This window comes from Enterobacter sp. JBIWA003, from assembly GCF_019968825.1.
Lineage (GTDB): Bacteria > Pseudomonadota > Gammaproteobacteria > Enterobacterales > Enterobacteriaceae > Enterobacter > Enterobacter quasiroggenkampii.
This window is the reverse complement of the sequence record NZ_CP074175.1, coordinates 1-5,940: the sequence shown is the minus strand read 5'-3', so window position 1 is coordinate 5,940 and position 5,940 is coordinate 1. Positions and strand designations below refer to the sequence as shown.

Below are 5,940 nucleotides of genomic sequence, written 5' to 3'. Positions count from 1 at the left end.
AATCTTGCAGGTGCCTGCCAGGATAAGACTTCGACAATCAAATCCTAGCAGGGCTGGCTAGCCTTGTCACTACCAGCTTAATACCATTCAACGACATTAAACTCATATCTGCACCCTTGACGCTCAGGTCTACGCCCCGGACTCCGGCAGGATAAACAGGCAAACGGTGGGAAGGTTCAAACCTAACCAGCTCGGGAAAGAAGCTGGCTCTGCCCCGTCTCACGTGAACGCATCACGTACCTGATAAGTGAGCAACAAGGTAGTATTTGCGGTGAAGTGTGATTGCCACGGTCTGGCACAACACCCACAAAATCTGAAGAACACAGAACGGCCAGGCGCTGGTCGCTCCGCTCCCGTTTTTTGGTGTACCCACCACGGGGGCATTAGGTATGTATTGCCTGATGATTTGATTTAGGCAAAAGAACCGGAGAAAATCCACGCAAGCAACAGGCATAAAGGAATTATGGATGAATCTACGTTACTGGACTCTGCTGAATGGTGTCATTCTGCTTCTTACCGGCACCTCCATCGCACTTGCGGGCACTATCGAAGCCATCAATCATACAAAATGGGCGATTAATAACTTCAGCGTTAACGGACAGTCCGGGCTGGATGCCATCGGTCCCTTTCAGGGCGGCGGCGGCGGGTGCTGCTACAGCGCTCCGCCATCATGGAAGCCCGGCATGACCGTCAGGGTAGACTGGGAAACAGGTCTGGGTAGCACTCTTGATATGCCAGAACCCAAACCCATCCCACCCGATACCACAGGAATGTCTCAAAAAGAAAGAAATCGTGCATGGGATGTTTATGGTGATAAAACGAGTGAATGGTTCGCAAAAATCAGGCGGATGAAAAAACAGCATTCACGCATCGTGCCACTCCCGCCCTATACATCCACAGACAAAACCTGCGGCATTACCGTTCATTTCCAGCCCTGTGATCAGATAAAAGTCACGACAAGTTGCGCCGATTACGGTAGTCCGGCCTATCCGGTAAAAGACCCCATTCAGATGAAGGAACCAGCCGTATGTCCAAAGTAAACACCTCACTGGTCTGGTATCCGCCATTCTTCCCGGAGCGGGGGCGTCTTCCCTCTGTCGCTTCTTTGACCGGGAAAAACTGCCACCGCCAGGACAGCCAGGAGCGGGCTTACCATAACGAACTCTGTCTCGCCGCAAACCGCCGGGTCGCCCCTCCCTGCTGCAAAACCCTGCATATCAGCCTGTTTTTTGACGGTACCGGCAACAACCTCAATCATGACCTCAACATCGCAGACCCCAAACATCCCACCAATATCGCCCGCCTGTTTCGCGCCACTGTAGGCCAGGGCTATGCCGCCGGTCTCGGAAATAAAAACATGGCCCTGACGGACCTTCCTGAAACCGCCGGCAACAAGTATTACAAGTACTATATGCCAGGCGTTGGCACCCCGTTCCCGGAGATTATGGATCTCGATTTCACCATGAACGGGCTGGCCTTCGCCTCTCGCGGGGAAGACAGGATTAACTGGGGACTGCTGCGTATCATTGATGCGCTGCGACGTACCACTGGCCTCGGGAAAATGGACGACGGAGAGTGCTGGGCGTCGGTTCAGGCCATGTCCAGCGAGATGATGTCCTTCGGACTGACCGGTAGCAGCAACCGCTATAACGAGTTCCAGCGTCTTCTCAAATCCCAGCCACTACACAGCAGACTGAAGACGGCGCTTAATCCGGGTGAGCCAGGAAAAGTCAGGCTGCTGGGCATTAAGCTGTATATTTACGGGTTTTCACGGGGAGCCGCGGCGGCTCGCGCCTTTGTCAACTGGCTAAGCGAACTGTTTCCCGCGCCACAGGAAGGGCAGGATAAACCGGAGCAGTGTCTGATGGCCGGCGACCTGAAAATTCCTGTCAGCGTTGAATTTCTCGGCCTGCTCGATACCGTCGCATCTGTCGGAATACCGCATATGGCACCGATTGCCGAAGGGCATATGGGCTGGGCTGATGGCAGTCAGGAACTGCCGGAGGAAAAAAAATACGGCGGACTGATAAAGCACGGCGTGCATCTGGTTTCCGCTCACGAGCAGCGTCTGTGTTTTCCTCTGGACTCCATCCGCCGCACCGATGGCACCTATCCGGCCGGCTGCGTCGAAGTACTCTATCCCGGCATGCACTCCGACCTCGGCGGCGGCTATCCGCCAGGGGACCAGGGCAAGGCGAACGGGCCGGATGATGCCCTGCTGCTGTCGCAGATTGCCCTGCATGATATGTACGCTGCCGCTTTCGCCGCCGGAGCACCGTTCAAGGTTCCCCCGGAAGCCATACCTGACGCGCTGAAAAAAGATCGGTGGCGCGAATTACCACCTGATGTACAGGATGAATTTATCATTCATCCTCAGTTGATCCATCGCTTCAACGCGTGGCGCACCCTGACCCTGAACCTCACCGCCTCTGAGGAAAAGACCAGTCCGGAGCAGACCTCACAGTTCACTCCCGCCAGCGCTTCGGTGCCGCTGGAAAGTGCCATGGAAGCCCAGATCGCCTGGCTGACCGCCTGGCGTATCGGTCGTTATGCCGCAGGAACCTATAAAACACAGCGATTTTACCGCGATGCCGCCGCTAACGGTCTGGATGCCGACAGCGACCCGGAAGTCCGCAAGGCACATGAACAAGAGCGGGCAGACAAGCAGGAAGCCGCAGAAAAGGCGCGCAGAGACGAGATTATCAAGGTGCCAAAAGGCAGTTTTATCCTTCTGCCTCAGGGGCCAAAAGACTTCGATGCCGCGCTCGGTCAGACCCAGCTGCGACAGGGCGCAGAAGAGTTCAGGGAGGATTACCGGGAGCTGCGGCGAGACAGTACAGAAACATGGTATTACGAACCCCTTTACGCCCTGAAAAATACCATGTACCTGCTGAATACCGACGATGAATACGCAGAGTGGCTGCGCATGAAAACCGCCGGAGAGTCCCGGCTGAAAGTGCTGTTTCCTGACACCGGCGAAGCCGGCAATACAGACCAGCCGGCCGGTCTTGTCCGGGCATTGTTTGACGATCAGATCCATGATTCACGGGCATGGTTCATGCACAATGCTTTTGAGTCCCGTGAACCCTGGGGCGGTTACTTCCGTTACCGGATGGTCTATTTCGGCGACAACTGCAACAAATCGCTCTCACCCCTTATCGTCGCCGGCTGGGTGGTGGGTGCCGCCACACTGGCAGGCGGCGTGGCTCTTGCCATCAGGCAGAAAAGCGTTCAGGGGAAAATACTGGGCGTCGCCGGTACCTTCGGTGCCATCAGTCTGGAAGTGGAAGCGATTGATATTCTGTCCGGGAAACCGATCCCCATGTTACCTGGCACTGAGCTACTGAGAGCCTTCACACAGCAACCGGGAGTGGAGCAAAAAGCCGCCATGGCAGAGCAGTATATCGCCCAGCAAAAAGCCGCGATTAACGTCAGCTGGCTGGAGCAGGCAGAGGCAGTTATGAAATAACCAGGATTAAACATAACATCCGTTATCGGTACCGCTAAAAACGACTGGCGGCGTTTCCGGGGTCAGACGGGCGAAAGTCGTGGCTGTGAAACCGAAAAACCACCGGAAACGCGCACGGTAAATTTTAACCGTCTGCATGCCCATGCAGCCAGATGAATAACGCCTGATTTCACCGTAATCAGGCGACGAAACGTCTGTTTCCGGCAAAATTCTCAGTCACCGTACTCCCTGTCTCCCAGTTCCAGGGTTTTCTCATGCTCCCGCTGCTTCTTTTCAGCCTCCGCCAGTTCGTGCCGCTGCACTACCGGCTCAAACGACTCAGTTGCCCGCTCAAGTGCTCCACCTGCTGACTCAAGCGCATGACCTGCCCGCTCAGCCGCTCGTTGTCCCGTTGCATAAGACCACACATCTTCCGCAATTCCCCGAAGGCGCTCTCCCACTCGTCCAGCCTTTGCGAGTAGTCCTGCTGTAACTTCTCTAATGCGTTCAGCAACTGCGTTTCCAGCTCTGTCATGCTCCGTTACTCCTTCACCAGCTTCACCGCGTTCCGCTTCCCGCTGTCCGCCGTCCAGTCCGCTTCGGCTTTCATTCCCTTCGGCAGCACCAGAAAGCGTCCGCGGCTGTCTTCCAGGTGCGTCACGCCCCATGTCTTCGCGTTCAGCTTCGACAGCGCCGCGTTCTGCCGGTCGATTTCCGCCAGGTTCGACGCTATCAGGCTCCCCTGATACCACAGCACCCCGCTCAGGCTGGCGCACAGCAGCCCTGACACCATGGTGATGGTCAGCCACGTCCGCCCGACCATACGCATCACGCTCAGCCTGTTCGACTGCATGGCTTCGGTCATGCCCTTCTCGTGGGCGCTGATGGCGTCGCTGATTCTCGACAGACTTGAGTTCAGTGCCTCGCTGACAGACTTCTCGTGCCCGCTGAAGGCGGCTTTCAGCATTTTCTCGGTAGACTGCTGCTGCTCTCTCGATTTCTTCTCCATGTCCGTCGCCAGCTTCAAAAGACTGCTCATAAATCGCTCCCTTCAGTCGGATGTTCCGCCCCCCGTCAGGGTCGGCAATGCTGATACTGTTTTTTGTGGTACGCACCACGTCAAAACCTGCCGCCGTGAGCGCCTCAGTAACGTCCTGACGCGTTTTCAGCTCTCCGACCACGCAGAGACGCACCAGACCGTCCGTAATCGCCTCAGCGGCCTCCTGCTTCGTTTTCGGCAGGGTGTTCGGCGTGACCAGCGTCCGGCGGTTCTCCGGCGCGTTCGGGTCGTGTAGCCCCAGACGGGCATTCACGATGGTCTGCCAGGCATCAATACGCGGACGGTCGGCACGGTCGTAGTACGGCTGCAGCCGCTTCCCGGTCAGTAATTCGGTGTTCGGGATAAGAAAGTTCAGCTCCAGCCGCCCCTTGTCCCGGTGCTCCACCCACAGAATGCTGTACTGGTCTTTATCGAGTCCGGGCATCAGAACCCGCTCGAAGCTGTCCATCACTTTTTCGCTCTGTCCGGCTGGCAAATCCGCCTCCGCGAACGACAGCACCCCGGATGTGTATTTCTTCGCATACGGCGAGGCGTCAATAAGCTCCCGTACCTCCTCCGGCTTCCCCTGCAGGACGCTTGCGCCCTCGCGGTTGCGCTCCTTCCCCAGCAGATAGTCCACCGGGCCTGAACCACCGCCGCGACCTCTGGCGTGAAATTTAACGATCATCGTCCCGCCTTTTCTCCAGTACCGCATGCCGCAGCCGCTCAAGTCCGGCGTCGATGGCCATCAGCGTGGACACAATCTGAACACGGTCATGGCCGCTCCCGCCACCGGCATTAACCCGACGCGCTATCTGGTTCAGGTTGTTACCCATTCCGGCAAGCTGGCGCAGCAGCACCGGTGCAAGTGTCGGGAGTTTGCCGGCGCGTGCCGGCTTCTCGTCCAGACACGTCTGACGCATCCACGCCGCGAGCTGTTTGCCGTCGCAGCGTTCCAGCAGTCGCCGGTGCTCGTCTTCCGTCACCCACAGGGTGAGCATTTTGGTGCGTTTCTCGGGCAATCAGGCCTCCTGATAACGCCGGGACGGGCGGGAAATATTTTCCCGGTCGGCGTGGCGTTGGACAAGCCGCAGGCGCGTCAGGCTTTTAGCAGGTTTCGGGGCGCAGCCCTGAACCAGTCACGTAGCGCTAGCGGAGTGTATACTGGCTTAATATGTTAGCACTGTGTCGGATGGCAGTTCATTCGCTCTCTCTTTTTGGCAGTAAAAAATTCCGGCGCCGGCGCGTAAGCAGACAGTGAAAAAACAGGGGAAATGACGCCTTCTCGCTCATTCGCTCGCTGACGCTCGGTCATGAGACTGCGGCGGGCACTACAATTTTTTTTCTCACGCAGAAAGCGAGGAATGACGGGGATATTGTTGAAAGATCCTGAAAGATCAGACTCCAGATGTACAAAAGCCCCGTGACAGAATCACAGGGCTTCGGTACGCTT

Annotated in this window: 5 protein-coding genes and 1 pseudogene; 2 read left to right on the top strand and 4 right to left on the bottom strand. The window is 56.9% G+C overall.

The genetic code is table 11. The features are described 5' to 3' along the window. The first annotated feature begins 467 nt into the window (after window positions 1-467). Together KGP25_RS26725 and KGP25_RS26720 are read left to right on the top strand one after the other, a co-directional pair. Window positions 468-1,040, top strand: coding sequence for a DUF3304 domain-containing protein (locus tag KGP25_RS26725; protein WP_223540845.1), 573 nt, complete (start codon window positions 468-470; stop codon window positions 1,038-1,040). Next, the gene (locus KGP25_RS26720) at window positions 1,028-3,469 is read left to right on the top strand and encodes a DUF2235 domain-containing protein (protein ID WP_223540848.1); all 2,442 of its coding nucleotides are present in this window, start codon (window positions 1,028-1,030) and stop codon (window positions 3,467-3,469) included. The genes KGP25_RS26725 and KGP25_RS26720 overlap by 13 nt, the downstream gene beginning before the upstream one ends. A gap of 301 nt (window positions 3,470-3,770) precedes the next feature. Here KGP25_RS26720 and KGP25_RS26715 read toward each other — a convergent pair whose 3' ends face one another. The 4 genes and pseudogenes from KGP25_RS26715 to KGP25_RS26700 all read right to left on the bottom strand — a co-directional run bounded on the left by KGP25_RS26715 (window position 3,771) and on the right by KGP25_RS26700 (window position 5,488). Beyond that, window positions 3,771-3,983: an MbeD family mobilization/exclusion protein gene (locus tag KGP25_RS26715; RefSeq protein ID WP_223540847.1), complete on the bottom strand. Its 213-nt coding sequence runs from the start codon at window positions 3,981-3,983 to the stop codon at window positions 3,771-3,773. A 6-nt stretch (window positions 3,984-3,989) separates the two neighbouring features. After that, window positions 3,990-4,457: an MbeB family mobilization protein gene (locus KGP25_RS26710; protein ID WP_245403089.1), complete on the bottom strand. Its 468-nt coding sequence runs from the start codon at window positions 4,455-4,457 to the stop codon at window positions 3,990-3,992. A 64-nt stretch (window positions 4,458-4,521) separates the two neighbouring features. After that, window positions 4,522-4,956: pseudogene (locus KGP25_RS26745) on the bottom strand (relaxase/mobilization nuclease domain-containing protein); the annotation flags it as partial. A 208-nt stretch (window positions 4,957-5,164) separates the two neighbouring features. Next, window positions 5,165-5,488 (bottom strand): MobC family plasmid mobilization relaxosome protein, encoded by a 324-nt coding sequence (locus KGP25_RS26700; protein ID WP_223540849.1) that lies wholly within the window; start codon window positions 5,486-5,488, stop codon window positions 5,165-5,167. Between the last annotated feature and the right edge of the window lie 452 nt (window positions 5,489-5,940).

What these genes read in the sequence shown, in the direction of transcription:
- KGP25_RS26725 (WP_223540845.1), top strand. Translation starts at nt 468, where the DNA reads ATGAATCTACGTTACTGGACTCTGCTGAATGGTGTCATTCTGCTTCTT.
- KGP25_RS26720 (WP_223540848.1), top strand. Translation starts at nt 1,028, where the DNA reads ATGTCCAAAGTAAACACCTCACTGGTCTGGTATCCGCCATTCTTCCCG.
- KGP25_RS26715 (WP_223540847.1), bottom strand. Translation starts at nt 3,983, where the DNA reads ATGACAGAGCTGGAAACGCAGTTGCTGAACGCATTAGAGAAGTTACAG.
- KGP25_RS26710 (WP_245403089.1), bottom strand. Translation starts at nt 4,457, where the DNA reads ATGGAGAAGAAATCGAGAGAGCAGCAGCAGTCTACCGAGAAAATGCTG.
- KGP25_RS26700 (WP_223540849.1), bottom strand. Translation starts at nt 5,488, where the DNA reads ATGCTCACCCTGTGGGTGACGGAAGACGAGCACCGGCGACTGCTGGAA.